This window comes from Sphingomonas sp. PvP056 (assembly GCF_040549155.1).
In the GTDB taxonomy this organism is placed as follows: Bacteria; Pseudomonadota; Alphaproteobacteria; order Sphingomonadales; family Sphingomonadaceae; genus Sphingomonas.
The window spans coordinates 587,467-613,041 of record NZ_JBEPST010000003.1; the positions used below are offsets into that span (position 1 = coordinate 587,467).

27 protein-coding genes are annotated in these 25,575 nt (G+C 64.9%); 17 read left to right on the forward strand and 10 right to left on the reverse strand.

What is annotated here, in order from left to right; genetic code table 11:
- Window positions 1–13: 13 nt before the first annotated feature.
- From ABIC17_RS10335 to ABIC17_RS10350, 4 genes are all read left to right on the forward strand, one after another.
- On the forward strand, window positions 14–382 hold the full coding sequence (locus tag ABIC17_RS10335) for a phage holin family protein (protein ID WP_354281555.1): 369 nt from the start codon (window positions 14–16) through the stop codon (window positions 380–382).
- Window positions 379–675 carry a hypothetical protein gene (locus tag ABIC17_RS10340; protein ID WP_354281557.1) on the forward strand — a complete coding sequence of 99 codons (297 nt, stop codon included), beginning with the start codon at window positions 379–381 and terminating at the stop codon, window positions 673–675. Before ABIC17_RS10335 ends, ABIC17_RS10340 begins: the two co-directional genes overlap by 4 nt.
- A gap of 21 nt (window positions 676–696) precedes the next feature.
- Window positions 697–1,365: a hypothetical protein gene (locus ABIC17_RS10345; protein WP_354281559.1), complete on the forward strand. Its 669-nt coding sequence runs from the start codon at window positions 697–699 to the stop codon at window positions 1,363–1,365.
- A 78-nt stretch (window positions 1,366–1,443) separates the two neighbouring features.
- On the forward strand, window positions 1,444–1,677 hold the full coding sequence (locus ABIC17_RS10350) for a DUF4170 domain-containing protein (RefSeq protein ID WP_010163956.1): 234 nt from the start codon (window positions 1,444–1,446) through the stop codon (window positions 1,675–1,677).
- A gap of 43 nt (window positions 1,678–1,720) precedes the next feature.
- Here ABIC17_RS10350 and greA read toward each other — a convergent pair whose 3' ends face one another.
- The 4 genes from greA to carA all read right to left on the reverse strand — a co-directional run bounded on the left by greA (window position 1,721) and on the right by carA (window position 7,293).
- On the reverse strand, window positions 1,721–2,197 hold the full coding sequence (gene greA, locus ABIC17_RS10355) for a transcription elongation factor GreA (protein ID WP_242186948.1): 477 nt from the start codon (window positions 2,195–2,197) through the stop codon (window positions 1,721–1,723).
- A gap of 85 nt (window positions 2,198–2,282) precedes the next feature.
- Entirely contained in the window at window positions 2,283–5,615 is a 3,333-nt protein-coding gene (carB, locus tag ABIC17_RS10360; RefSeq protein ID WP_354281562.1) for a carbamoyl-phosphate synthase large subunit, read from the reverse strand.
- A complete protein-coding gene (locus ABIC17_RS10365; RefSeq protein WP_354281675.1) occupies window positions 5,615–6,010 on the reverse strand; it encodes a ribonuclease E inhibitor RraB in 396 nt (131 codons plus the stop codon). Before ABIC17_RS10365 ends, carB begins: the two co-directional genes overlap by 1 nt.
- Window positions 6,010–7,293, reverse strand: coding sequence for a glutamine-hydrolyzing carbamoyl-phosphate synthase small subunit (gene carA / locus ABIC17_RS10370; protein WP_354281564.1), 1,284 nt, complete (start codon window positions 7,291–7,293; stop codon window positions 6,010–6,012). Before carA ends, ABIC17_RS10365 begins: the two co-directional genes overlap by 1 nt.
- 118 nt (window positions 7,294–7,411) lie before the next feature.
- On the opposite strand from carA, the gene ABIC17_RS10375 reads away from it, so the two are divergent.
- The 9 genes from ABIC17_RS10375 to ABIC17_RS10415 all read left to right on the forward strand — a co-directional run bounded on the left by ABIC17_RS10375 (window position 7,412) and on the right by ABIC17_RS10415 (window position 16,935).
- Window positions 7,412–7,879, forward strand: coding sequence for a GatB/YqeY domain-containing protein (locus ABIC17_RS10375; protein WP_354281566.1), 468 nt, complete (start codon window positions 7,412–7,414; stop codon window positions 7,877–7,879).
- A gap of 70 nt (window positions 7,880–7,949) precedes the next feature.
- Entirely contained in the window at window positions 7,950–8,393 is a 444-nt protein-coding gene (locus ABIC17_RS10380; protein ID WP_354281568.1) for an endonuclease domain-containing protein, read from the forward strand.
- Window positions 8,390–10,273, forward strand: a complete 1,884-nt coding sequence (dnaG, locus tag ABIC17_RS10385; RefSeq protein ID WP_354281570.1) for a DNA primase — start codon at window positions 8,390–8,392, stop codon at window positions 10,271–10,273. The genes ABIC17_RS10380 and dnaG overlap by 4 nt, the downstream gene beginning before the upstream one ends.
- Window positions 10,273–12,300, forward strand: a complete 2,028-nt coding sequence (gene rpoD, locus ABIC17_RS10390) for an RNA polymerase sigma factor RpoD (protein ID WP_354281572.1) — start codon at window positions 10,273–10,275, stop codon at window positions 12,298–12,300. Before dnaG ends, rpoD begins: the two co-directional genes overlap by 1 nt.
- A 343-nt stretch (window positions 12,301–12,643) precedes the next feature.
- The gene (locus tag ABIC17_RS10395) at window positions 12,644–12,970 is read left to right on the forward strand and encodes a hypothetical protein (protein WP_354281574.1); all 327 of its coding nucleotides are present in this window, start codon (window positions 12,644–12,646) and stop codon (window positions 12,968–12,970) included.
- Window positions 12,971–13,385: 415 nt separating this feature from the next.
- Window positions 13,386–14,057, forward strand: coding sequence for a DUF6975 family protein (locus ABIC17_RS10400; protein ID WP_354281576.1), 672 nt, complete (start codon window positions 13,386–13,388; stop codon window positions 14,055–14,057).
- 69 nt (window positions 14,058–14,126) lie between these two features.
- Entirely contained in the window at window positions 14,127–14,981 is an 855-nt protein-coding gene (locus ABIC17_RS10405; RefSeq protein ID WP_354281578.1) for an AAA family ATPase, read from the forward strand.
- A 121-nt stretch (window positions 14,982–15,102) separates the two neighbouring features.
- On the forward strand, window positions 15,103–15,663 hold the full coding sequence (locus ABIC17_RS10410) for a CHAP domain-containing protein (RefSeq protein WP_354281580.1): 561 nt from the start codon (window positions 15,103–15,105) through the stop codon (window positions 15,661–15,663).
- 93 nt (window positions 15,664–15,756) lie between these two features.
- Window positions 15,757–16,935 (forward strand): vWA domain-containing protein, encoded by a 1,179-nt coding sequence (locus ABIC17_RS10415; protein WP_354281582.1) that lies wholly within the window; start codon window positions 15,757–15,759, stop codon window positions 16,933–16,935.
- 1 nt (window position 16,936) lies between these two features.
- On the opposite strand, the gene ABIC17_RS10420 is transcribed toward ABIC17_RS10415, so the two are convergent.
- The 4 genes from ABIC17_RS10420 to ABIC17_RS10435 all read right to left on the reverse strand — a co-directional run bounded on the left by ABIC17_RS10420 (window position 16,937) and on the right by ABIC17_RS10435 (window position 19,439).
- Entirely contained in the window at window positions 16,937–17,095 is a 159-nt protein-coding gene (locus tag ABIC17_RS10420) for a hypothetical protein (protein WP_354281584.1), read from the reverse strand.
- A gap of 169 nt (window positions 17,096–17,264) precedes the next feature.
- Complete coding sequence (locus tag ABIC17_RS10425) at window positions 17,265–18,461, reverse strand: exo-beta-N-acetylmuramidase NamZ family protein (RefSeq protein WP_354281586.1); 1,197 nt, start codon at window positions 18,459–18,461, stop codon at window positions 17,265–17,267.
- A gap of 145 nt (window positions 18,462–18,606) precedes the next feature.
- Entirely contained in the window at window positions 18,607–19,173 is a 567-nt protein-coding gene (locus tag ABIC17_RS10430) for a DOMON-like domain-containing protein (RefSeq protein ID WP_354281588.1), read from the reverse strand.
- Window positions 19,170–19,439 carry a GIY-YIG nuclease family protein gene (locus ABIC17_RS10435; RefSeq protein ID WP_354281677.1) on the reverse strand — a complete coding sequence of 90 codons (270 nt, stop codon included), beginning with the start codon at window positions 19,437–19,439 and terminating at the stop codon, window positions 19,170–19,172. Before ABIC17_RS10435 ends, ABIC17_RS10430 begins: the two co-directional genes overlap by 4 nt.
- 146 nt (window positions 19,440–19,585) lie before the next feature.
- Between ABIC17_RS10435 and rimO the strand changes: the two genes are divergently transcribed.
- The 4 genes from rimO (at window position 19,586) to ABIC17_RS10455 (ending at window position 24,165) form a co-directional block, all read left to right on the forward strand.
- Entirely contained in the window at window positions 19,586–20,917 is a 1,332-nt protein-coding gene (gene rimO / locus ABIC17_RS10440; RefSeq protein ID WP_354281590.1) for a 30S ribosomal protein S12 methylthiotransferase RimO, read from the forward strand.
- A gap of 73 nt (window positions 20,918–20,990) precedes the next feature.
- Window positions 20,991–22,391 (forward strand): serine hydrolase domain-containing protein, encoded by a 1,401-nt coding sequence (locus ABIC17_RS10445; protein WP_354281592.1) that lies wholly within the window; start codon window positions 20,991–20,993, stop codon window positions 22,389–22,391.
- On the forward strand, window positions 22,388–23,776 hold the full coding sequence (locus ABIC17_RS10450; RefSeq protein ID WP_354281594.1) for a leucyl aminopeptidase family protein: 1,389 nt from the start codon (window positions 22,388–22,390) through the stop codon (window positions 23,774–23,776). The genes ABIC17_RS10445 and ABIC17_RS10450 overlap by 4 nt, the downstream gene beginning before the upstream one ends.
- Window positions 23,743–24,165, forward strand: coding sequence for a hypothetical protein (locus ABIC17_RS10455; protein WP_354281596.1), 423 nt, complete (start codon window positions 23,743–23,745; stop codon window positions 24,163–24,165). Before ABIC17_RS10450 ends, ABIC17_RS10455 begins: the two co-directional genes overlap by 34 nt.
- Here the strand turns inward: ABIC17_RS10455 and ABIC17_RS10460 are convergent.
- On the reverse strand, window positions 24,162–24,797 hold the full coding sequence (locus tag ABIC17_RS10460; protein ID WP_354281597.1) for a GNAT family N-acetyltransferase: 636 nt from the start codon (window positions 24,795–24,797) through the stop codon (window positions 24,162–24,164). The genes ABIC17_RS10455 and ABIC17_RS10460 overlap by 4 nt on opposite strands.
- Before the next feature lie 16 nt (window positions 24,798–24,813).
- Window positions 24,814–25,551, reverse strand: a complete 738-nt coding sequence (gene tpiA, locus ABIC17_RS10465; RefSeq protein WP_354281599.1) for a triose-phosphate isomerase — start codon at window positions 25,549–25,551, stop codon at window positions 24,814–24,816.
- Window positions 25,552–25,575: the final 24 nt, after the last annotated feature.

Below are 25,575 nucleotides of genomic sequence, written 5' to 3' on the forward strand. Positions count from 1 at the left end.
GACGGAGCCCGCGATGAGGGATTTCGTGAACGAAGCCAGCCCTGCCCCGGCGGATGATGGCATCATGAGCTTGCTGTCGCGGGTCGTATCCGACGCCGAGCAGGTTGCGCGCGCCGAGATCGACCTGCGCAAGGCGAAGCTGTTCGCCAAGGTTGGTGCCGCGAAGGCGGGGGTCGTGATGATCCTCGTCGCCGCGGTGCTGGGGTTGCTCGCGCTCATTGCCTTGGTGGTGGGCGTGCTGATGATCCTGACGCCGCTGGTTGGGCCGATCTGGGCGACGGTGATCGTCGTCGGCGTATTACTCGTGCTGGCCGGGGTGTTCGCGATGATCGGCATCGGGCGGTTCAAGACGATGTCGGCCCCTGCCGGAGACGCAGCATGACCACCGACGAAAGCCCGGCGGTTATCGCCGCACAAGCCCGCGCCACGGCGGCGCGCGCGCAGCTTTCGAGCACGTTCAGCGCGCTGCAACGGCGCACGAACCCGCAGACCTTGGCATCGGATCTCGCTGCCAATCTGAAGGTTCGTGGCACGGATGCGGTCCAGGGCGCCGTCGGTACCGCACGCGAGAACCCGGTCGCTGCCGGGATCGGGGTCGTGCTGACCGGGCTGTTCCTTGCGCGCGGGCCGATCTTCCGGCTGTTCCGCCGCAAACCCGACCGAATGAAACGCTAATTGTATTCAGGAGAAGATGAAGTGACTGTAGCAGAAACCCTCCACTCCGGTGCCACCGCTGCCTCGGACAAGGCGCGTCATGCGCTCGAAACCGCCCGCGACGGTGCGGGCAAGGCACTCGAAACCGCACGCGATGGTACCGAGCGTGCGGTCGAGACCGTGCGTGACAGCACCGGCAAGGCGGTCGAGGCCGTGCGCGAAGGCGCTGGCAAGGCGATCGACACCACGTCGCACGCAGCGCACGATCTTGGCGAGCGTGCCGCCGCCGCAATCGAGAAAAGCCCGCTGGGCGTGCTCGTCGGTGGCCTCGCGCTCGGGATGCTGACCGGCTCGTTGCTGCCGCGCACGTCGGGCGAAGCGCGCCTGCTTGCCCCGGTCGGACGTCGCCTGACCGACACGGCCAAGGGTGCCGTGGATGCCGCCAAGGACACCGCCCGGTCGGAATTCGACGGTCTCGGCCTTTCGCGCCATGCGGCGAAGGACCAGGTCGGCAAGTTGCTCGGCGGCGTAATCAACGCACTGGCCGCAGCGGGCACCGCCGCGATGACCGCGAATGCTGCCCAGGCAGAAACGGCCAAGTCTGATGCGACCAAGTCCGGACAGGGTTCGACACCATCGAGCAACACGTCCGCAACGTCGACGCAACCGAAGCCGCAGGGCGACGCGAAATCGGGTACGTCCACCAATTAATCCGCGATCGACGGTTCCCGAAGCGGCAGCGCGTGCCTATGAGAAGCGCGACCCTGCTGTCTTCGGGAACCTGATATCATGAGCAAGCTTCACCTAGTCTTCGGCGGCCGCGTCCGTGATCCACGCGGGGTCGACTTCGTCGATACCGCGTCGATCGAAATCGTCGGTGTCTATCCGGATTATGCGAGTGCCGAGAAGGCGTGGCGCGCCGCGGCGCAGCGCACGGTCGACGATGCAGAGATGAAATTCGTGGTGGTGCACCTGCACCGTCTGCTCGAGCCGGATCTGCTCAAGCCAGGCACCGCCGCCTGAATATAGAAAAGCCCGCCATGCATCTGCACGGCGGGCTTTTTTATTAGATGAATTCGATCTTTGAAACGACGTAGTAGCGATCGCCCGACGGAACGGTCACTTCGACCTCGTCATCGAGCTTCCGCCCGATCAGCGCGCGGCCCAGCGGCGAGTTATACGAGATGCGACCGCCCTTGGCGTTCGCCTCGGTCTGGCCGACGATCTGGTAGGTGACGGGCTTGTCGTCCTCGTCCATCAGCGTGACGGTCGCGCCGAACACGACCTTGTCGCCCGACAGGTCGCGCGGGTCGATGACCTGCGCACGGGCGAGCTTGTCCTCGATGTCGCTGATCGACGCTTCGATCTGGCCCTGACGCTCCTTGGCGGCGTGATATTCGGCGTTTTCCGAAAGGTCGCCATGCGCGCGCGCCTCTTCGATCGCATCCACGATCGTCGGGCGTTCCGCCTTCAGCCGTTTCAGGTCTGCATTCAGCGTTTCATAGCCTTCCTGCAGCATCGGCATCTTTTCGACGGTAGCCATCCCTTAAACCCTTTGTCTTCGAACAATCCCTTATCAAGCGAACCCTCCGAGGAGGGCCCGCCCGCACTGTTTCAATATGTCGGGATCAATGGTGCGAAGAGGAATAATAGGATTGTAACGGTCGCACTTCAAGACTGCGCGTCGAAAGGGCGACGATTGCCTGTGCCGCCTCGACGCTCGCGGGCGCCGTGGTGAAGTAGGGAATCTTCAACTGGAGCGCGGACGCACGGATCGGTTGCGAGTCCTTGAGGCTTTGCCACCCTTCGGTCGTGTTGAAGATCAGCGCGATCCCGCCGTCCTTGATCCGGTCGACGATGTGCGGCCGGCCCTGTGCGACCTTGTTGACGCGCTCGACCGGCACGCCCTGCCCCGCGAGATAATCCGCGGTGCCGCCGGTCGCGACGATCGTAAAGCCATGCTCGGCCAGCGCGCGCACGCCCGGCAGGATCACGGGCTTGTCGGTGTCCTTGACGCTGACGAACACCGCGCCCGCCTTGGGCAGGATCGTCCCTGCGCCAAGCTGCGATTTCGCGAAGGCGAGCGTGAAGTCGGGGTCGATCCCCATCACTTCGCCCGTGCTCTTCATCTCGGGCGAGAGGACCGGGTCGACGCCGGGGAAGCGGTTGAACGGGAACACCGCTTCCTTGACCGCATAATAATCGATGTGGCGATCGATCGGCGGCAGATTGGCGAGCTTCTCCCCCGCCATCACCCGCGCGGCGATCTTGGCGATCGGTGCGCCGATCGCCTTGGCGACGAACGGCACGGTACGGCTGGCGCGCGGGTTGACCTCGATGAGATAGACCTGCCCGCCCTTGACCGCGAACTGGATGTTCATGAGGCCGACGACCGACAACGCCTTGGCGAGCGCGGCGGTCTGCTTCTCGATCTCGGCGATGATCGCAGGCGTCAGACTGTACGGCGGGATCGAGCAGGCGCTGTCGCCTGAATGGACCCCGGCTTCCTCGATATGCTGGAGCACGCCAGCTACGACGACGTCGGTGCCGTCCGAGATGGCGTCGACATCGACCTCGATCGCATCGCGGAGATACTGGTCGATCAGCACCGGCGAGTCGCCCGACACCTGGACCGCGGTCTGGATATAGTCGTCGAGCTGCGCCGGCCCGTCGACGATCTCCATCGCGCGTCCGCCGAGCACGTAGCTCGGGCGCATCAGCACGGGGTAGCCGATCCGCTCGGCGACCGCGATCGCCTCGTCGCGGCTGCGTGCGATGCCGTTGGCGGGCTGGAGCAAGCCGAGCTTGTTGATGAGGGCCGCGAACCGCTCGCGGTCCTCCGCCAGATCGATCGCGTCGGGCGAGGTGCCGAGGATCGGGATCCCGGCGTCCTGGAGCGCCTGCGCGAGGTTGAGCGGGGTCTGCCCGCCGAACTGGACGATCACGCCGACGAGCGTACCGTTCTGCTGCTCGACGTGGAGGATTTCGAGCACGTCCTCGGCGGTCAGCGGCTCGAAGTACAGGCGGTCGGACGTGTCATAGTCGGTCGACACCGTCTCCGGGTTGCAGTTGACCATGATCGTCTCATAGCCGGCATCCGCGAGCGCGAAGCACGCATGGCAGCAGCAATAATCGAACTCGATCCCCTGCCCGATCCGGTTCGGCCCGCCACCGAGGATGACGATCTTGCGCCGGTCGGTCGGCTGGCTCTCGCACTCGGGCTCGCCGAAGCTCGGGGCTTCGTAGGTCGAGTACATGTACGGCGTCTTGGCGTTGAATTCCGCCGCGCAGGTGTCGATCCGCTTGAATACCGGACGCACGCCAAGGCGGTGCCGCAGCGCGCGCACTTCGGCCTCGGTCACGCCGCCGGTCATCGCGACGATCGCATCGTGGACCAGCCCCGACCCACGCGCGATGCCGCGTGCATTGCCGCGCAAGTTCGCTGATTTCAGAGCGAGATAGGCCAAACGCTTGTCACTGAATCCCATCGCCTTGAGACGCCGCATGCCGGGCGCGTCGATCGGCAGGCCGTTGCTGCAAATCTGCTCCTCGGCTGCGACGATCTCGGCGATGCGTTCGATGAACCACGGGTCGAACTTCGCCAGCGCATGGACTTCGGCGACGGTGAAGCCCTCGCGGAGCGCCTGTGCCGCGACGAGCAACCGGTCCGGCGTCGCGATCGCAAGCGCGGCCTCGATCTCGGCGCGTGGCGCGCCTTCGAGGTGGTCGATCATGTTGAAGCCGGACAGCCCGGTTTCGAGCCCGCGGAGCGCCTTCTGGAGGCTCTCGTGGATGTTGCGGCCGATCGCCATCACTTCGCCGACCGACTTCATCGCGGTCGACAGCACGGCTTCCGCGCCCTTGAACTTCTCGAACGCGAAACGCGGGATCTTGGTGACGACGTAATCGATCGTCGGCTCGAACGACGCAGGGGTAGCCCCAGTGATGTCGTTCATGATCTCGTCGAGCGTATAGCCGACCGCGAGCTTGGCAGCGACCTTGGCGATCGGGAAGCCGGTCGCCTTGGACGCAAGTGCGGACGAGCGCGACACGCGCGGGTTCATCTCGATCACGATCAGGCGGCCGTCCTTGGGATTGACCGCGAACTGGACGTTCGACCCGCCTGTTTCGACACCGATTTCGCGCAGGCAAGCAATGCTTGCGTTGCGCATGATCTGATATTCCTTGTCGGTCAGCGTCAGCGCGGGCGCGACGGTGATCGAGTCGCCCGTATGGACGCCCATCGGATCGATATTCTCGATCGAGCAGATGATGATGGCATTGTCGGCGCGGTCGCGCACGACTTCCATCTCATATTCCTTCCAGCCGATCAGCGATTCCTCGATCAGCACTTCGGTCGTCGGCGAGGCGTCGAGCCCCGAGCGCACGATCGTCTCGAATTCCTCGCGATTGTACGCGATCCCGCCGCCGGTGCCGCCCATCGTGAAGCTCGGCCGGATGATCGAAGGAAGTCCTGTCCGTTCAAGGACTTCGAACGCTTCGGTGAGGCTGTGTGCGATGCCGGAGCGCGCGCTTTCGAGACCGATCTCGGTCATCGCGTCGCGGAACTTCATCCGGTCCTCGGCCTTGTCGATCGCCTCGGCATCCGCACCGATCATCTCGACGCCGTACTTCTCGAGCGTGCCGTCGTTGAACAAGGCGAGCGCGGTGTTGAGCGCGGTCTGCCCGCCCATCGTCGGCAGGATCGCGTCGGGGCGCTCCTTATCGATGATCTTGGCGACGATCTCGGGGGTGATCGGCTCGACATAGGTCGCGTCAGCCAGCTCGGGATCGGTCATGATCGTGGCGGGGTTCGAGTTCACCAGGATGATGCGATAGCCATCTTCCTTGAGTGCCTTGATCGCCTGCGTGCCCGAATAATCGAACTCACACGCCTGCCCGATGACGATCGGCCCCGCGCCGACGACGAGGATCGAGGAGATGTCGGTACGTTTTGGCATTAGTGTGCTTGTCCGGTTTCTTCGGTGTCTTCTTCGTCGTCGGTGCCGTCTTCCGACGTGCAGCCCCAGCCGTCATATTCGACGCCATAGGCCATTTCGATTTGGACGCACTTGCGCGTCAGCGCGCGGATCGAGGTTTCGTCCGCCGCCTGTTCGCGGCCGAGGAACAGGCACATCTCGCCGTCCTCATCCTTTTCGCGCTCGATCACTTCGAAGCCGAGTTCCTCGGCATCCGCCTCGAGCTTGTCGAGCGCGGCATCATCGCCGCGGAAGCTGACGTCGACCGGGCGGACGAGATGCGCGATGTCGCCGCTTTCCTTGAGGCTCGCGAGCACGTCCTTGTCGGCGGCCCATTCTTCTTCGAGCCGGGCGGGCGGGACTTCTGGGAGGTTCATCATGCCGGTGCTTTCAGAGATGAGACGAATTTCTCGAACAGATACAGGCTGTCCTGCGGGCCGGGGCTCGCTTCGGGGTGGTATTGCACGCTGAACGCGGGGCGGTCGGTGAGTTCCATGCCGGCGTTGGAGCCGTCGAACAGCGACACGTGCGTCTCGCGCGCGGTTGGCGGCAGGGTGGCGCGTTCGACCGCGAAGCCGTGGTTCATCGAGGTGATCTCGACTGCGCCGTCGCTGAGCCGCTGGACCGGGTGGTTGGCGCCGCGGTGGCCCTGGAACATCTTGGTCGTGCTTGCGCCGACCGCAAGTGCGAGCAGCTGGTGGCCGAGGCAGATGCCGAACAGCGGCTTGCCGGTGTCGAGCAGCTGCCGGATCACGGGCACGGCGTATTCGCCGGTCGCGGCGGGGTCGCCCGGGCCGTTCGACAGGAAGATGCCGTCGGGCGCGAGTGCCATGATGTCTTCGAAGCTTGCGCTCGCGGGGACGACCGAAACGTTTGCTCCGGCGTGGGCGAGGTTGCGGAAGATGTTGCGCTTAGAGCCATAATCGATCGCGACGACGTGCGGCCTCTTGAGCCCCTCCCCTTCAGGGGAGGGGTTTGGGGTGGGGCTGTCCTGTGCAATCGCAGGGTCGGTTGGCTGCACGGCCCCACCCCCGGCCCCTCCCCTGAAGGGGAGGGGGGAAGAGGTGTCATACCCCTTGCCGAGCCGCCACACGCCGCCGGCGGTCTCGGCACCCCAGCCATAATGCATCTTGGTGCTCACCCCGAGCGCGAGGTCCATGCCCTCGAGCCCAGGCCAGGCGCGCGCCATTTCCAGCAGCGCGGGCACATCGAACACGCCGTCGGGCGCATGCGCGATCACGCCGTTGGGTGCGCCGCCGTTACGGATTCGGCGAGTCAGCGCGCGCGTGTCGACGCCCGACAGGCCGATTCGCCCATGCTTCGCCATCCACGCATCGAGTCGCTCGGTGCTGCGGAAATTGCTCGGTTCGGTCACGTCCTCGCGGACGATCATGCCGAGCGCGTGCGGATCGTTCGCCTCGACGTCGTCGGCGTTCGCGCCGACGTTGCCGATATGCGGGAAGGTGAAGGTAATCATCTGGCCCGCAAAGCTCGGGTCGGTCATGATTTCCTGGTAACCGGTCATCGCGGTGTGGAAGCAGACTTCGCCGACAGCGACGCCTTCCGCGCCGAAGCCCCTGCCCCACACGCATTCGCCGGTGGACAGCACCAATACGCCGGTAGCTCCGTCGGGCACAGTCATGGGATTGGCGTCGGCCATTGCGGCGGGCACTCCGTTTTTCGTTTCGATGTCGCTAAGCGCCGGGAGCTAGAGGGGGATGGGCAGTGCGTCAATCGGATAAACCCGCTACCCTCCTGCCCCAGCAAAAGGACGACACATGATTCGAGACGACATCAAGGCTGCATTGATCACCGCGATGAAGGGCGGCGACAAGGCGGGCACCGCAACCCTCCGGCTGGTGCAGTCGTCGATCAAGAACCGCGACATCGAGGCACGCGCCCCGCAATCGCGCGAAGGCAAGGCACCCGACGATGACAATGTGCTCGTGGTCGAGGTGTTGCAGAAGATGATCAAGCAGCGCCGCGAGTCGATCGAGATGTACGTCAAGGGCGGACGCCAGGAACTGGCGGATGCCGAGAGCGCGGAAATCGCGGTGATCGAGCAGTTCCTGCCCGCACAACTGGACGAAGCGCAGACCGCGGCGGCGATCGAGGCGATCAAGTCCGAGCTTGGGGCTACGGGCATGAAGGACATGGGCCGCGTGATGGCGGAGCTAAAGGCGCGCCATGCGAGCGAGATCGACATGAGCAAAGCGAGCGCTGCGGTGAAGGCTGCGTTGGCGTAATGGACGAACGCATTTGAACCACGCAACATAACCCCCCTCCCGCTTGCGGGAGGGGTTGGGGGAGGGCTTGTTGGACAACGGATACGCCAGACCGACCAAACTCGCCCGAGAGTTGCGCGCCAACGCAACGGATGCCGAGCGAAAGCTTTGGTCGTATCTGGGCGCCCGCCGCGTCGCCGGCATCCGGTTCAACCGACAGGTGCCAATCGGTCCCTTCATTTGCGACTTTGTATCCCGCGGCGCGAAGCTTATCATCGAGGTCGATGGCGGACAGCATGACGCCAATGCCGTCGCAGATGACACGCGGACGCAGCTCCTGGAACGGCACGGCTACCGTGTCCTGCGTTTCTGGAACAACGAAGTCATGCAGAATATCGAAGGCGTTGTGAACACAATCGAACGAACGTTGGCGGACATGCCCTCCCCCAACCCCTCCCGCGAGCGGGAGGGGGGTAAGGTTGCGCCCACCCCCTACCCCCTCCCTCAGGCGGGAGGGGTGGACGCAGACTTATGACCCTATCCCCCCAATTCCTCGACGAACTCCGCAGCCGCACGCTCCTGTCCGGTCTGATCGGCAAGACCACCAAGCTCCAGAAGGCGGGGCGCGAGTGGCGTGCGTGCTGCCCGTTCCATAACGAGAAGACCCCGAGCTTCTACGTCAACGACGACAAGGGCTTCTACCATTGCTTCGGCTGTTCGGCGCACGGCGACGCGATCCGCTGGATGACCGAGCAGCGCGGGTTGCCGTTCATGGACGCGGTCAAGGAACTCGCCCAGACTGCCGGGATGGAGCTTCCAGCGATGGACCCGCGCGCGGCGGAGAAAGCGGAAGCCGCCAAGGGCCTGCACGAAGCGTGTAGCGACGCCGCAACCTGGTTCACCGAGCAGCTCGACGGCCTCGCCGGCGCGACCGCACGCGGGGTGCTCGCCAAGCGCGGGATCAAGCCCGAGACCGCGCGCACCTTCGGGCTCGGCTTCTCCCCCGATTCGCGCGGCGGCCTCAAGACCGCGCTCAAGGACTATGGCGACCCGCTGCTGATCGAGGCCGGGTTGCTGATCAAGGTCGACGACAAGGTCCCGTACGATCGCTTCCGCGGGCGCTTGATGATCCCGATCCGCGATCCGCGCGGGCGCACGATTGCGTTCGGCGGGCGGATCATCGGGGACGGCGAGCCCAAATATCTCAATTCCCCCGAAACCCCTTTGTTCGACAAGGGCCGTACGCTTTACAATCTCGATCGTGCCGCGCCCGCCTCGCGCAAGACGGGGCGCGTGCTGGTGGTCGAGGGCTATATGGACGTGATCGCGCTGGCGCAGGCGGGGTTCGGCGAGGCGGTCGCCCCGCTCGGCACCGCGCTGACCGAGCCGCAGCTCGAGCGGCTGTGGCGGTTGTGCGAAGTCCCGATCCTGTGCTTCGACGGCGACAGCGCGGGGCAGAAGGCGGCTTTGCGTGCCGCGCACCGCGCGCTGCCGTTGCTTCAGCCGGGTCGGAGTCTTGCCTTCGTCACCCTGCCCGCTGGCCAGGATCCCGACGATCTCGTCCGCGCGCACGGCCCGGGCGCGTTCGAGGCGTTGCTCCAGCAGACCGAACCGCTGGTCGACCGGCTGTGGAAAAGCGAACTCGCCGCCGAACCGCTCGACACGCCCGAGCAGAAGGCCGGCCTCAAGGCGCGGCTCGCCGATCTCGCCAAGACGATCGCCGACAGCAACGTCGCGCACGAATATCAGGCTGAGTTCCGCACCCGCTTCGACGAGGCGTTCCGCCCGCAGCGAAAGGCGTTCGAACCCCGCGCGCCGTTCCAGCCGTTCCAGCGTGGCAAGCCCGGCAAACCGTATAAGGCACCGCATCTACCCGTCGGCGATGGTGTCAAAGCGGTACAGACCCGCGGGATCGACCCGATCCTCGCCAAGGCGGTGCTAGCCGGGCTGATCCGCCATCCGGCGGAAATCGCACGGCATATGGAAGTGCTTGGCAGCCTCAAACTCGCCGACGACGCGCTCGGGCGGTTGTTCGAAGCCGTCGTCGATCTCGCGGTCGAAGACCATGTGCTTGATAGTGACCGGTTGCTCACCATATTGGCTTCATCCGGATTTGACAGTATCGCGCATGATCTGCTGCGACCCGACCGATTGTCGTGTTCGTTCACGCAGAAGGATGCCGAGCCGGTTCGGGCGCGCGAGGACCTCGATGAGGCGATCGCGATCCTGGTGGCGCGACCCGAAGTCGACGCCGCGCTGGCTGAGGCGACCGCTGCCATGCAGTCGGACTATTCGGATGAGGCCTTTGCCCGCCAGGTGGCGTTGGTGAAGGAAAAACAGACGCTCGACGCGCGACTTGCAAATCTGGTGCAGTCGAACGAAGACGCAAGAAGCTTTATGACCGAGGGCAGTTGATGGCGAAGACGGATATGGCGGACGTTGCGGATACGACCGAGTCGAGCGACGCACCGCTGATCGATTTGAACGATGCTTCGATCAAGAAGGTCATCGCTCGCGCCAAGAAGCGCGGGTACATCACCTATGAGCAGCTCAACGAAGCGCTGCCGCAGGGCGAGATGTCGTCTGACCAGATCGAGGACATCAGTGCTGCGCTCAGCGAGATGGGCATCAACATCGTCGAGAATGACGAGCAGGGCGAGGACGGCGACGAGCCGGCCAAGGCCGAGGACGACGATGATGCGGAGCCGGTAGACGCGTCCGAAGACGCGGGCCCCGCGCTCGACGTCAAGAAGAAGGAAGTCGTCGACCGTACCGACGACCCCGTCCGCATGTATCTGCGTGAGATGGGTGCGGTCGAGTTGCTCAGCCGTGAGGGCGAAATCGCCATCGCCAAGCGGATCGAAGCCGGTCGCGATACGATGATCCTGGGTCTGTGCGAATCGCCGATCACCTTCAACGCGATCATCGACTGGTCGACCGCGCTCAACGAAGGCACGATGCAGCTACGCGAGATCATGGATCTCGATGCGATGCTGTCGAAGGACCCCGCGCCGGAAGCGATGGCCGAAGCCGAGGAGGGCGACGGCGAAATCTCCGAGAAGAACGCAGGCCCCTCGTTCAAGGAAGAAGCCGAGCCGGAAGAGCCGTCGGTCGACGACGACGAGGACGGCGAGCGCCGTGCGCCGCGCGCTTCGGACGACGAGGAAGAGGACAACACCCTCAGCCTCGCGCAGATGGAAGAGCAGCTCAAGCCGATCGCGCTCGAACGCTTCGCCAACATCACCGCGCTCTACAAGAAGTTCTCCAAGGTCCAGCAGGCGCGTCTCGACGCGATGGCGGGCGGCGGCGAGCTGTCGAATGCGGACGAGAAGAAGTATCACAAGCTTCGCGAGGAACTCACGGCGGAAGTCGAGAGCGTCCAGTTCCACAACGCCAAGATCGAATATCTGGTCGACCAGCTTTATGCCTTCAACCGTCGCCTGACCGCGCTGGGGGGCCAGATGCTGCGCCTCGCCGAGCGCCACAAGGTGCCGCGCAAGGATTTCCTCGATCGCTACATCGGCCATGAACTCGATGAGCAGTTCCTGCCGAGCGTCGCCAAGCTCGACAAGAAGTGGACCGCGTTCGTCACCAACGAGGGTGAGGCGGTCGACCGCATCCGCGTCGAGATCAGCGAAATCAGCCAGGCGACCGGCATGGCGCTCGGCGAGTTCCGCCGGATCGTCAACATGGTCCAGAAGGGCGAGCGCGAGGCGCGTATCGCCAAGAAGGAAATGGTCGAGGCGAACCTGCGGCTCGTCATCTCGATCGCCAAGAAGTACACCAACCGTGGTTTGCAGTTCCTGGATCTCATCCAGGAGGGCAACATCGGCCTGATGAAGGCGGTCGACAAGTTCGAGTATCGCCGCGGTTACAAGTTCTCGACCTATGCGACCTGGTGGATCCGTCAGGCAATCACCCGCTCGATCGCGGATCAGGCGCGGACGATCCGTATCCCGGTCCACATGATCGAGACGATCAACAAGCTGGTCCGCACCAGCCGCCAGTTCCTCCACGAGCAGGGCCGCGAGCCCACGCCCGAGGAAATGGCCGAGCGTTTGTCGATGCCGCTCGAGAAGGTCCGCAAGGTGATGAAGATCGCCAAGGAGCCGATCTCGCTCGAAACGCCGATCGGCGACGAGGAGGATTCGCATCTCGGCGATTTCATCGAGGACAAGAACGCGATCATCCCGGTGGATGCCGCGATCCAGGCGAACCTCAAGGAAACCGTCACGCGCGTGCTGGCGTCGCTCACCCCGCGCGAGGAACGCGTGTTGCGGATGCGCTTCGGGATCGGGATGAACACCGATCACACGCTCGAGGAAGTCGGCCAGCAATTCTCGGTGACGCGCGAGCGTATTCGCCAGATCGAGGCGAAGGCGTTGCGCAAGCTCAAGCATCCGAGCCGCAGCCGCAAGATGCGGTCGTTCCTCGACCAGTAAGCACTGTTCGACGACGACAAGAGCGGCGACGATGGAGGAAACGCCATCGTCGCCGTTTCTGTAATTGCATCCATTCTGGCGGCAATCGATGGCGCCGGCGGCGTGAACCAGCGATCACCGCGCAATGCGTGCACCGCCGTCCTTCTTCGCTGATCCTGCCGAGCCCTGGGCCGGTCAGGACATCGTAACATCCTCCATATTGGTCCGGCATTTTGGCGTGTGGGGACAACGCGCCTTGCAGGCGCCTGTCACGATCGTGCAGCATAACCGACCGCGGCATGTTCTTGTGTCGATCGATCACTGGAATGCGCTGCTTGCACGGGTTGCATCGGGGACGGCTTCGATGGCCGGCGCGGACGATATGATCGACGCGGTTTCTGATCTCGTGATAGCGGCGGACGCGGCAGGCATCATCGCCGCCACGAGCCGGACCGCGCGCGCGCAATTCGGCACCCTCTTTCAAAGCGGCCAGCGGTTGGAGGGTATTCTGGCCGCGAACGACTATGCGCTGGTGCGGGACGTTCTACGCGAGGGACCGGCTGCGGGACCGAAAGCCGTGGTCCGCCTGTCTTCCCTCACACCTCCTGGCAGAACGATCGGTTGGACGATCGTTCGGTATGATGACGGGGTAGCGCTGATCGGGCGGGACGATGGTGCGGCCATCCCCTGATTTGCAGCTCGTCGGAGATCCGCTGTCCCCGGGGTCCCGAAGTGCAAATTGGCCGAACCCATGCCTGGTCCTGTGAAGATCATGACCTTTCGGGTTCTGGCCAAGCGGATCCACCAAAGTATTTCGTCGACGATCGCGTGCTTGGCAGCCGCAGTTCCTGTTCGGTGCAACTCAACGCCGGAACCACCTTAAGTCTCTGTTGCGCATGACAATTTCATATACTCTCGGGTCCTCTGGCATTTATGCTTTTCGGTACCGTTCATGGCCGTGCGTTGGCTCGTCGGGTCTACGCCAAGTCCTGCAAGTCGCTTTAAACAAAGTGTTTACGATCTTTGGTTTAGTTGTTCCTCCACAGATGTGCCGCAGCACGCGTGAACTGCCCACGCGGAATCGGCACGAGGACTTGTCAGGACCCATGCCAACCCGATCGCCAGACACGCCGACACAGGATGAAGGTGCGCTTGGTATCGCTCAGCTCGCCGCAAACGACGGATGTGCAGGCCACCCGTTCCTGGTTCGCCTGAGCGACGCGACCGCCTGGGCGTCCGCGCGCGACCTTGCCGATGCCATCCACTGCATCTGTGCAGCGCACGGCGGCGCTACCGCGCTCTTCCTGTCTGCCACCCGCTGTCCCATCCCCGGTGCCGACCAGTCCTGGCTGGTCGCTGCGGCAACCGCGTTCGCGGACGAGCGTGCGTATCTCGCCGCGCTGACCGCCGCGGTCGGTCCCCTGCCCTCCACGCCGGGTCAGGCGCAGAGCGACGGCGCGTTTGCGGCCATCCGCCACGCGTTCGACATGCTCGCGACATCACAGCGCACCGGATGTGCCACCGGCGCGGCGATTGCCTTGCTGATCGACTGGAAAGCCTTTCGACGGATTTTCGACACCGCAGCCGAACGGCTCGGCATCGCCGCTGCGGTCAGCGCGCTGCCCGACGAAACCGTGGTCATCGCGGCCTATGCCTCGCCCGACACCCCCGCGGCGGCGCTCCGCGCGATCCGCTTCGGTGCGCAACAGGCCTTCGCGCAACATCGCGGGCTGCTCGATCTGATCGAGGCCCGCGCCGCGGCACGCGATCGCCAGTAGCGGCTTGCACTTCAGCGGACTTTGCCTCTATCGCCGTACCCGGAATTCAAACGGACGGGATCGACCGCAATGAAGCGCTTCGAAGGCACGCAAGGCTATGTCGCCACCGCTGACCTCAAGGTCGCGGTCAACGCTGCGGTTACGCTCCGCCGCCCTTTGCTGGTCAAGGGCGAACCGGGCACCGGCAAGACCGTGCTCGCCTATGAGATCGCCAAGGCGCTCGATGCCGAGCTGATCGAGTGGAACATCAAGTCGACCACCAAGGCGCAGCAAGGGCTGTACGAATATGATGCGGTCGCCCGCCTGCGCGACGGGCAATTGGGCGACGAGCGCGTCCACGACATCGGCAATTACATCCGTCGCGGCAAATTGTGGGAGGCGTTCACGCGCCCCAAGCCCCCCGTCCTGCTGATCGACGAGATCGACAAGGCCGACATCGAATTCCCCAACGATCTGTTGCAGGAACTCGATCGGATGGAGTTCCATGTCTACGAAACGCGCGAGACGGTGCGCGCGGTCGAACGGCCGATCGTCATCATCACGTCGAACAACGAGAAGGAACTCCCCGACGCTTTCCTGCGGCGGTGCTTCTTCCACTATATCAAGTTTCCCGACCGCGACACGATGCAGGCGATCGTCGACGTCCACTTCCCCGGCATCCAGAAGATCCTGGTCAACCGCGCAATGGACATCTTCTACGACGTTCGCGACGTACCGGGGCTCAAGAAGAAGCCGAGCACGAGCGAATTGCTCGACTGGCTGAAGCTGCTGCTCCACGAGGACATGCCGCTCGACGTGCTGCAGAACCGCGATCCGACCAAGGCGATCCCGCCGCTCCACGGCGCGCTGCTCAAGAACGAACAGGACGTGATGCTGTTCGAACGCCTCGCCTTCATGGCAAAGCGGCAGCAGAACAAGGGCTGACCCGCGACCCGGCGCGGCATGCCATGCACGGGTCGAATTGCCAAACGCCCCACGGTCGGAGTAACCCTTCGTTATCGACTGGCCGTTACGGAACCCGTGGGGGCATCCGTTGGGATACGAGATGCGCAGAACGACACTCATCATTGCAGGATTGAGCGCGGTTGCGTTGGCGGTGCCGGCGTCTGCATCGTCGTTGCTCGACTATATCGGTCAGTGCGTCCCGTTCGCGCGTGCGGCTTCCGGCATCCAGCTGTTCGGTGATGCCTGGACCTGGTGGAGCCAGGCCGAAGGCCGCTACCGCCGCGGCGAACGCCCGCAGCCGGGCGCAGTGCTCGTCTTCGCGCGGACGGGTCGCCTGCCGCTGGGGCATGTCGCCGTGATCAGCCGCGTCGTCGATTCACGCGTCGCGATGGTCACGCACGCCAATTGGTCACGCATGAACGGCGAACGCGGCCATGCCGAACAGGACGTCACCTTGACCGACGTCTCCGCGTCGAACGACTGGAGCCAGGTGAAGGTGTGGTTCCGCGATAATTCGGGACTCGGCGGATCGGTCTTTCCGACATACGGCTTCATTTACGGAACGCGGACGACCCCCGGGGCGCGCGTCCAGACCGCCGCCGAACTGACCGGGCGCAGTCCCGACTATGTCGGCGCGCTGATCGATTCCTACGCACACTGATACGAGCACCCGAACGGGCTCCGCCGCATCATCGCAGGCGGTGTCGCCGGAACCCACTGGACACCGTGCAAGCGCCGGTCCTAGCATGCCGTCATGTTTCTCACCTTTCTCGATGAGCTCCGCACGGCGGGGATCCCCGCAAGCCTGAAGGAGCATCTGCTGCTGCTCGAGGCGCTCGACGCCGAGGTGATCGAGCGGACGCCCGAGGACTTCTATTACCTCTCCCGCGCGGTGTACGTGAAGGATGAGGGCCTGCTCGACCGGTTCGACCAGGTGTTCGCCAAGGTGTTCAAGGGCATCGCCACCACCTTCGGCCAACCCGCCGCCGACATCCCCGAGGACTGGCTGCGCGCGGTTGCCGAGAAGTATCTCAGCCCGGAGGAGATGGCCGCGATCAAGGCGCTCGGATCGTGGGACGAGATCATGGAGACGCTCAAGAAACGGCTCGACGAGCAGAAGGAGCGCCACCAGGGCGGCAACAAATGGGTCGGGACCGGCGGCACCTCCCCCTATGGCAACAGCGGCTACAACCCCGAAGGCGTCCGCATCGGCGGCGAGAGCACGCACCAGCGCGCCGTGAAGGTGTGGGACCAGCGCGAGTTCCGTAACCTCGACAGCACCCGCGAACTCGGCACGCGCAACATCAAGGTGGCGCTCCGCCGTCTGCGCAAGTTCGCCCGTGAAGGGGCCGCCGACGAACTCGACATCGACGCGACGATCGCGGGCACCGCGCGGCAGGGCTGGCTCGACGTCGTGATGCGCGCAGAACGGCGCAATGCGGTCAAGCTGCTGCTGTTTCTCGACGTCGGCGGGTCAATGGATCCGTGGGCGAAGCTGTGCGAGGAACTGTTCTCGGCCGCGACGACCGAATTCAAGAACCTCGAGTTCTTCTACTTCCATAATTGCCCATATGAGGGCGTGTGGAAGGATAACACCCGCCTCTTCGCCGAGCGCACGCCGATGTGGGATGTGCTCCACAAGTTCGGACACGATTACAAGCTCGTGTTCGTCGGCGACGCGTCGATGAGCCCGTATGAGATCAGCCACCCCGGCGGATCGGTCGAGCATTTCAACGAGGAATCCGGCGCGGTGTGGATGCAGCGGCTGACCACGACCTATCCGGCCGCAGTCTGGCTCAACCCGATCCCCGAACAACAATGGGGCTATTCGCAGAGCGTGCGAATCCTCCGCGAGTTGATGACCGACCGCATGTATCCGCTCACGCTCGCCGGACTCGACGCGGCGATGCGGGAACTGACCCGTAAACGCTAGATCAGGCGACCGTCAGGTCGGTCGACAATGCCTGCAACTTGTCGAGATAAGATCGCACCAGAACCAGGCGACGATCGCGCGCTTCGACGGTAATGGCGCGGGCGGCGGCGAGACGTTCTGCCGTCACCCGGCGCTGATAAAAAAGACGGTCCGATTCCACGTGATCTACCCTCCGTAGCGACGCAACAGCCCCCCAGCCATTGCGAATCGCCTCGTTACTGCATGACCCATGGTACTGCATCGCACCATCGCCAATCACAGCCGTAGCCGTGAATGGTTACTCAATTACGACCAATGGAGTAATACTACGGGCGTCCGGATTGCACCGATCAATATAGCAGCGATTTTTGGCGCTGTTCGGCCCAATGCGCTTCGTCCGTCGCCGTTATCGCTTCGAGATCACGCGGGGTCGCAGCGCTGTTATCGACCCAGGTGCGCAAGCCAGGACCGCCGTTGATCACGTCGATCGGCAACTTGCCGAACGCATATTCGTAGGGGAAATCGCGCCACAACGGATAATCTGGATACAGCCGGCGGATTGCCTTGAACGCCAGCGCCTGCAGCCGCCACGGCTTGAAGGCTGCGTGACGATAGGACGGACCCTCGGCGTGGATCTGCACGCCGTTGCACAAATGATGGACATGCTTGTGGAAGGTCGGTTCGAACCAGATCTCGCGCAGGCGGCAGCCTTCGATCCAGTCGGGTGCCAGCTGGTGCATGTCGGCGATCACGGCGCGTACGGCGATATCGGGGGCGCCGAACAGTTCGAGCGGCCGCGTTGTCCCGCGCCCCTCCGACAGGGACGTGCCTTCCAGCATTACCGTCCCCGGATAAGCCCGCGCCATCATCACGTTGGGGGCGTTGGGGCTGGGATTGATCCAGGTCCGCTCGGTCGGCCAGCCGAAGCCGGGCGCGGCATCGGGCTGCCAGCCTTCCATCGCGACGACCTGATAATCGACGTCGAGCTTGAGCAGATCGACGAACCAGTGGCCGAGTTCGCCCATCGTCAGCCCATGCCGCATCGGCATCGGCCCCGCGCCGACGAAACTTTCCCAGCCGGGGAGCAGGGTCATCCCCTCGACCGGTCGGCCAACGGGGTTGGGGCGATCGAGCACCCACACCGCCTTGCGATGCTCGGCGGCGGCTTCGAGCACGTAGCGCAGCGTCGTGATGAAGGTATAAATTCGCGTGCCGAGGTCCTGCAGGTCGACCAGCATCACGTCGAACAAGTCCATCGATTCCGCGGTCGGGCGACGCACTTCCCCGTACAGGCTGAAGACCGGCATCCCGTAGGTAGGATCGGTGAAGTCGGGCGACTCCATCATATTGTCCTGCAGGTCGCCGCGCACGCCGTGCTGCGGCCCGAACATCGCGGTGACGTTCAGCCCGACCGCGATCAGCGCATCGACCGAATGCGTCAGGTCGGCGGTGACCGAAGCGGGGTGCGCGAGCAGCGCGATGCGCTTGCCTTCGAGCGGCTTGCGCAAGGCGGGGTCGGCGAGGAGGCGATCGATACCGAAGTTCATGGGTTCTAGTCCCCGCACCATCTTGGTTTTGCTTCCCCGGCGAAGGCCGGGGCCCAGTAGCGAAGGTGGTCGTTGCCGCGCGCTGCGCTATGCGTCCGACCGGTTCACTCCTGGGCCCCGGCCTTCGCCGGGGAAGCAGAACAGGTCAAGGGTGCGCTGGCACGGGCAGGGTTGCGATGAACGATGCGCGGTTGTGGAAATCGGGCGGCCCGGGCGCATGCGCGAGCGCCCAATAGGATTTGGTGCCGTCGGTTTCCTCGATCACCGCGGTGAGGCTCATCTTGAACGGGCCCGGCGGGAGGTCGGACAGGTTTTGGCGAACCTGGACCAGAAAGGCAGCCTCGCGACCAACATGTGGCGCGACCGACAACGCAAGGTCGCAACCGCCCGCCCGGTAGGAGTCGAACCGATAGGCCGCCCATTGCGTCGAGGGGGAATAGTTGAACTCGAAATAAGCGTCCGACCCGACCGCCGCGAGGAACAGCTCGCAGCAGGTGGTCTTCCACAGGCCGTCGTTGCGCGAGGGAGCGGCCCGCTCGGGAAGCGCGACGTGTTCCAGACCTTCTACGGTGAAGGTCAAAAGCAGTTCGTCGCCGTCCCGACGCACTTTTACGATGACCGATCGCACCGCGCTGGGCGGCCGGTCCGGATGCGCGACCAACCCGTATTCCTTCCCCGGCGCAGGCCGGGGCCCAGTAGCGGTGTCCGTCATGGCTGCGCGATCCGGTCGTACAAATCTTCCCACTCCGGGTTGAGCCCTTCGATTTCCCGGACTTTCCATGCCCGTTTCCAAGATTTCATCTGAAACTCCCGCACGCGCGCTGATTCCAGCGAACTGTGTTGCTCGTACCAGACCAACAGCTTGCAGCCATATTCCTTCGTGAACCCCGCAACGACACCTTCGCGATGCTCCCACGCACGCCGTGCGAGCGCGTTCGTCGATCCGATATAAATCGTTCCGTTCCGCGCATTGGCCATGATGTAAACGCCGGGTTGCGCGTCGCTCACGACTGTTCCTCGACTGGACCCCGGCCTTCGCCGGGGAAGCATAAGGTTGCGGGAAATCCATCGGGACGCAACTGGCTGGAAAATTCAGCGGAACACGCCTATGTGCTCGCGTTCTCATGGCAACAACACTCCCCTCCCCGCCGAAGATCGGCATGGTCTCGCTCGGCTGTCCCAAGAATCTGGTCGATAGCGAGCGGATCCTGACCAAGCTGCGCTCCGATGGCTATGCCATGTCGCCCGATTATGCGGGGGCGGACGTGGTGCTGGTCAACACGTGCGGCTTCCTCGATTCCGCCAAGGAAGAATCGCTCGAAGCGATCGGCGAGGCGATTGCGGAGAACGGTCGCGTCATCGTCACCGGCTGCATGGGCAAGGAAGCGGAGATGATCCGCGCCAAATTCCCCGGAATCCTCGCGGTCACCGGCGCGCATCAATATGAGGAAGTCGTCGGCGCGGTCCACACCGCCGCCCCGATGCCGCCGAGCGCGTTCCTCAATCTCGTCCCCGAAAGCGGGCTCAAGCTCACACCGCGGCATTACAGCTATCTCAAGATCTCCGAAGGCTGCAATCACCGCTGCGCCTTCTGCATCATCCCGAGCCTGCGCGGCGACCTCGTCAGCCGTCGCCCCGACGCGATCCTGCGCGAAGCCGAAAAGCTGATCGAAGCGGGCACGCGCGAACTGCTCGTGATCAGCCAGGACACGTCGGCTTACGGCGTCGACATCCGCCACCAGCCGCGGATGTGGCACGGCGCGGAAGTCCGCGCGCACATGACCGACCTGTCGCGTGAACTCGGCAAATTGGGCGCATGGGTGCGGCTGCACTATGTCTATCCTTACCCGCACGTCGACCAGGTCATCCCGCTGATGGCCGAGGGGCTGATCCTCCCCTATCTCGACATTCCGTTCCAGCATGCCAGCCGCAACGTGCTCAAGCTGATGAAGCGCCCGGCAAACGAAACCAAGGTGCTCGAGCGGATCAAGACCTGGCGCACGATCGCGCCCGACATCGCGATCCGCTCGACCTTCGTCGTTGGCTTCCCCGGCGAGACCGAGGACGATTTCGCCTATCTGATGGACTGGCTGGAAGAAGCGCAGCTCGACCGCGTCGGCGCGTTCCGGTTCGAGCCGGTCGAGGGCGCGGCCGCCAACGATTTGCCCAACCATGTGCCCGAAGAGATCAAGGAAGAGCGCTACGCCCGCCTGATGGAACTCACCGCGCGGATTTCGGCAGACAAGCTTCAGGCCAAGGTCGGTCGCACGCTCGACGTCATCATCGACGCGGTCGATGACGAGGGTGGCGCGACCGGACGATCGAAGGCCGACGCGCCCGAGATCGACGGCGAGGTATTCCTGCGCGACGCCGGCCATCTGTCGGTGGGCGATATCGTCGCGGTCGCGATCGAAGATGCTGACGAGCATGATCTTTACGGCGTCCCGACCGTTTGAGGGCGGCGCCCCCTTCCCTTTAGCGGCAGGACGGTGACATATCGTCGTTCCATCGCTCGAGGACCGTGCCTTCGTGAAGCTCTCCCGATACTGTCTGGCGGCAGGTTTGCTGTCCGTCTCTACCCCGGCGTTGGCGCAATCGCTGACGTCGGCGGAAACCGCGCAGGTCGACAAGACCGTCACCGACGCGCTCGCCAAGTCGGGCGTGCCCTCGGCCTCGGTCGCGATCGTTCGGGGGGGGAAGATCGTTTACGCAAAGGCCTACGGCAAACAGGCCGAAACCGGCCGCACGCGCGACGACGCCCCCTATCAGATCGCGTCCGTCTCCAAGCAGTTCACCGCCGCCGCGATCCTGCTGCTGCAACGCGAGGGCAAGCTGAGCCTCGACGATCACGTCTCCAAATACGTCCCCGGCATCACCGACGGCGACACCATCACGATCGGCCAGTTGCTCAGCCACACCGCGGGTCTGCGCGATTACTGGCCACAGGATTACAGCTTCAAGGCGATGGCGACTCCGGTCACGCCGCAGCAGATCGTCGATCGCTGGGCCAAGAAGCCGCTCGATTTCAAGCCCGGCACGCAGTGGCAATATTCCAACACCGGCTATGTCGTCGCCGGGATGATCGTCGAGAAGGTGTCGGGGCAGAAGCTGCTCGATTTCCTGAAAGCCCGGATCTTCAAGCCGCTCGGCGTCACCGTCTACGATCAGGATCTCGCAGTCGGCCCGGGCTTTCCGCAAGGCTATGGTCGCGCAGCGCTCGGTCCGGTCCGGCCGGTCCAGCCGCCGGCGCGCGGGTGGCTCTATGCGGCGGGCGAACTGGCGATGAGCGCGCGGGCGCTCGCGACGTGGGACGTGGCGCGGCTTGATCGCGCGGTACTGACGCCGGAGGATTGGGCGACGCAGGAAACCCCGGTCAAGCTCGCCGACGGGAGCAGCAACGGCTACGGGCTGGGCGTCAGCACAGGGACCGCGAACGGTCGTCGCACGATTGAACATAGCGGCGAAGCGGTCGGTTTCCTGTCCGAGAACATCGTCTATCCGGACCAGAAGGCCGCGATCGTGGTGCTCATCAACAGCTGGTCGAGCGACGCCTATCAGACGATCGCGCAGAAGCTCGCCGGGATCGTGCTGAGCCCTGCCACGATCGATCCGGCGGATGCCGCCGCACTGGCGCGGGTCCGCGCTGCGTTCGATCAGCTGCGCGACGGCACGCTCGACCGCAGCCAACTCACCGAAGACGCCAGTTACTACTTCACCCCGACGACGTTGGGGGATTACCGCACCAGCCTCGCGCCGCTCGGCACCCCAACCGCGTTCGTCCAGACCGGCAAGTCGCGGTTGCGCGGGGGCTTCGTCAACCGCTCCTACCGCGTCACTTACGCCGGCACGACGCTGTCAGTCAGCACCTACGCCGAACCCGGCCCCAACGGAAAGCTCGAGCAATTGCTCGTGACCCCCACCCAGCCATGATCGATTTCACCACCTGCCTCCAACCCGATCGCGGCCAGAGCGCCCGCACGATCCATGTTGTCCATCCTGATCAATGGGATAACTGGCTATCCGCACAGCCGCCGCGAACCCGCACCGCGGTCGCCGCCCACGGTCTGACCGGCAAGCCCGGCAATCGCGCAGTGCTCCCGGGCGACGGTGCCGAGGACTGGGCGATGCTGCTGGTGTGCAACGAGAGCCATGTTTCGCCGTGGCGGATCGCCTCGCTCGGCGGGCAGTTGCCCGAAGGTACCTACCGCCTTGCCGATGGCGAACCAGGTGCCGCGATGCTCGGCTGGTGCCTCGCGCAGCACAGCTTCGACCGCTACCGCAAGGACCCCGCGCCCGTAGGCGCGCGCGTCCTGCTGACCGGCGAACCGGCGCGGATCGACGAAACGATCCGCATCGCGCGCGCGGTCGCCAAGGTGCGCGACCTCGTCAACACCCCCGCCGCCGATCTCGGCCCGGCGGAACTGGAGGCCGAGGCCGCCGCACTTGCCAAGACACATGCCGCGACGCTGACCGTCACCAAGGGCGAGCAGCTCGTGACGGGCTATCCGATGATCCACGCGGTCGGTCAGGCCGCCGCCAAGGGCCGCGAGCCACGGCTGATCGAGCTCGAATGGGGCAACCCCGCACATCCGCGGATCGCGGTGATCGGCAAGGGCGTGTGCTTCGATTCGGGCGGGCTCGATATCAAGCCGTCGTCGGGCATGCGCCTGATGAAGAAGGACATGGGCGGCGCGGCGCATGCGCTGTCGCTCGCGGGACTGATCATGGGCGCGCGGCTGCCGGTGCGGCTCCACCTGCTGATCCCGGCGGTCGAGAACAGCATCGCGGGTAACGCCTTCCGTCCCGGCGACGTGCTCGCGACGCGTAAGGGGGTGACGGTCGAGAACACCAACACCGATGCCGAGGGTCGTCTCGTCCTCGCGGATGCGATCACGCGCGCTAGCGAGGAAGCGCCGACGCTGATCCTCGATTTCGCGACGCTCACCGGTGCCGCCCGCGTTGCGCTGGGGCCGGACCTTCCTGCAACCTTCGCCAATGACGAGGCGCTGGCGGCGGCGCTGCTGGAGGCCGGAACCGCAACCGGCGACCCGCTGTGGCGGCTGCCGCTGTGGGACGGCTATGACGACATGCTCACCTCCGACATCGCCGACATGGTGAATGCGCCCGACGGCGGGTTCGCCGGATCGGTGACCGCCGCCCTCTTCCTGCGCCGGTTCATCCCCGCCGATACGCCCTGGGCGCATTTCGATACGTTCGCGTGGCGGCCGACGTCCAAGCCGGGTCGTCCCAAGGGCGGCGAGGCGCTCGGCTTGCGTGCCGCATGGGCGATGCTCAAGGCACGGTATCCGGCATGATCTACATCCTGATCAACGTCGCCCCGATCCTCGTGGCGACCGCGATCGGGCTGCTGCTCGGCGCGGGCTATCGCGCGACCTTCGACCGGGGCGCACCTCGGTTGAACGTACTGACGCTGGTGATCGCCACGCTCGGGCTGTTCTGGTTCGCTTCAATCCTTGCAGGCGCGCTGATCCTCGCACCGCCCAAGGCGGCACCGTGGATCATGGCGGTGGGCAGTGCGGTGGTCATCTGGGCGGGGTTCGTCCTGCCGGTCGTCGCGATCACGCAAAGCTATCGCGGAGCGCGCGGCGGGCAGATCGCGCGCGATGCGGCGTTCTGGCTGGTGACGATGGTCGCGCAGGCGGTCGTGATGAAGCTGATCGGCCTAGCCCCGCCGCCCGCCTAGGCGCGGAGGAGCTCGATCGTCGTGTAAGGCGCAACCACGCGCCACCCCATCGTCTCGTACAGCGCCCGCCCGGCGTCGGTGGCCGCCAACATCCGGAGCGTCTCCGGCGCCTGACGTTGCCCCAGCGCGCCCATGATCGCACGCCCGAGACCACGGCGACGATGATCGGGCTGGGTGACGATCCGATCGTAACAGAACACCCCGCCAGCCATCGCCCCATAGCCGCTCGCCGCCAGGGTCCCGGCGGCATCCGTAATGACCGCAGACGAAACGTTGCGCTGCGTCGTCAGGTCCAGCGCATAGCCTTCCGGGAGTGACACCGGATCATCGCAATGCGGGTCCTGCACCATCATCCAGGCGACCGATTGCACCGTCCAGCGGGACGGAACGATCGCGAGAACGTCCGCCGCCGGGGCGCACGCCTTGAGGAAGACGCGGGGCGAATCGATTGCGTCGGCAGCAGCCCGGAAGGCCGCACCGCCCTCCAGAAAGACATAGCGGCACAGTTCCGCCGCGCTCCCGGTATCGACGCGCCACCCGCCGCGGTCCCGAACCGGCGCGGGGACGCCACGCGCGATCGAGCGCGCAGACAGCCACGCTTCCAGCTGCTGCGGCGTGAGATCCGCCGTCATCCCCGCCCCTGCCCGGTCATGCCGCTTCGATGATCGGCACGAACTTCGCCGCGGTCAAACTGGCACCGCCGACCAGTGCGCCATCGACGTCCTCGGTCTCGAGAATCGCGGCGGCATTCGCACCCGTGACCGACCCGCCGTAAATGATGCGGATCCCGTCCGCCGCATCCCCGACCAGCGTCCGCAGCTTGGCGCGCGCAATCGAATGGACTTCGGCGATCTCGTCGAGCGTCGGCGTGCGCCCGGTGCCGATCGCCCAGCGCGGCTCATAGGCGATCGTCAGCCAGTCGCCGTTCGCGAGATCGGGCACCGATTTCTCGATCTGCGCCTGCACGACCCGCGCCGCGCGACCGGCGTCGCGCTCGGCATCGGTTTCGCCGACGCACAGGATGACGCTCAGCCCGTGCCGATGCGCGGCGCTCGCCTTGGCCCAGGCGTCCTGGCTGGTTTCGCCCTGATCGGTGCGGCGTTCGCTGTGGCCGACGATCGTGAACCGCGCGCCCGCCTCGACCAGCATCGACGCCGACAGGCACCCGGTATGCGCGCCGCTCTCCGCCGCATGCACATCCTGCCCACCGATCGCGAACCCGGGCACCAGTGCCACCGCCGGCGCAATCAGCGTCGCGGGCAAGGCGATCGACACGTCGACCGCACTCGCGGCATCCGCGGCAGCCGCGATCGTCGTCAGCTCGGCAAGCGCCGATCGACTGCCGTTCATCTTCCAATTGCCCGCCACCAGCTTGCGTCGCATCATCCCGCGTCTCTCCGTTTCTGTCTT